At 46.5% G+C, this 1,199-nt stretch carries 2 protein-coding genes; both read right to left on the bottom strand.

Annotation, left to right across the window (positions count from 1 at the left end; all coding sequences use genetic code 11):
- Positions 1-92 precede the first annotated feature (92 nt).
- The gene (locus A3762_RS21380; RefSeq protein ID WP_231878784.1) at positions 93-911 is read right to left on the bottom strand and encodes an ABC transporter ATP-binding protein; all 819 of its coding nucleotides are present in this window, start codon (positions 909-911) and stop codon (positions 93-95) included.
- Between the two features lie 10 nt (positions 912-921).
- Positions 922-1,199 (bottom strand): ABC transporter permease (locus tag A3762_RS21375; RefSeq protein WP_156493655.1); only part of this gene is annotated, 278 nt, incomplete at its 5' end.

Raw genomic sequence — 1,199 nt, 5'->3', positions numbered from 1 at the left:
CATAACTTGTCCTTACTTTCTTTTTTAATAGATGTAGCCGCGCAAAACACGACTGGTTGCTAATGTCTCTTATTACTTCGATCTAAATAGGCTTATGCAACCTGTTGCGGAACAGGCCGAATGTCATCATCGATTTCTCGATATAGGTCATGATCAACCTGTCCTACCGCCAAATCGTAGGTAATGCCCGCGCCAAAGCGCTGAGGCGCTTGCTCGTCATGACGTAACTTATCGAAGACCCACAAACGTGTGCCAAGATAAAAACCTTCTTTCAGGTCATGTGTGACCATGAAGATAGTCAGCTTGTGCTCTTTCCATAGCTTGAGCACCAATGCGTGCATATCTGCACGTATACCCGGATCAAGCGCACCAAAAGGTTCATCCAATAACAGAATTCTCGGTTTACCAAGCAAGGCTTGTGCAATGGCCAAACGCTGCTTCATGCCACCAGATAACTCATGCGGGTATTTGTCGACCGCATAACTCAAGCCAACTTGACCTAGTATTTCTAAGGCTTCTTTTACCGCTTCTCTTCGCGCTTTGCCGAACAGCAAACCCGTAAAACCTTTACGCTGAAAACCTTTGCTTGTCACAACGTTTTCTAAAACCGTCATGTGCGGAAACACCGAATACTGCTGAAACACAATGCCCCGATCAGCTCCGGGTTCATTCGGGATAGGTTTGCCATCGAGCAAGATTTCTCCGCGGCTTGGCTCAACAGTTCCCAGTAACATGTTTAAGAAGGTGCTTTTGCCGCAGCCAGACGTGCCAACTAAGGTGACAAATTCACCCTGCTGTACGGTAACATCGAGCCCTTCAAGAACGACATTGTCGCCATAGGTTTTCCAAACCTTGTTCACCTGAAGCATCGGGGTATCAGACGTTTTTTCTATTGCTGAAGAATCAATCATGCTCATTGTCTTATGCTCTCTCATTCCAAGGGAACAACGTTTTGTTCAAGTGCTTTAAGCCTTGATCGATAAAGAACGCGAGCACAGTAATCCATGCAACATACGGCAAGATCACATCCATCGCCATATAACGTCTTACCAAGAAGATGCGGTAACCAAGCCCATCGGTTGAGGCTACGGCTTCAGCAGCAATCAGAAACAGCCACCCAGCACCTAACGATAAGCGCACTGCATCAATCAGTTTTGGAAGGATTTGTGGCAGTACCACACGCATTAAAATCTGACTCG

The organism is Oleiphilus sp. HI0125, from assembly GCF_001635355.1.
This window is presented reverse-complemented; position numbering and strand designations above follow the sequence as displayed.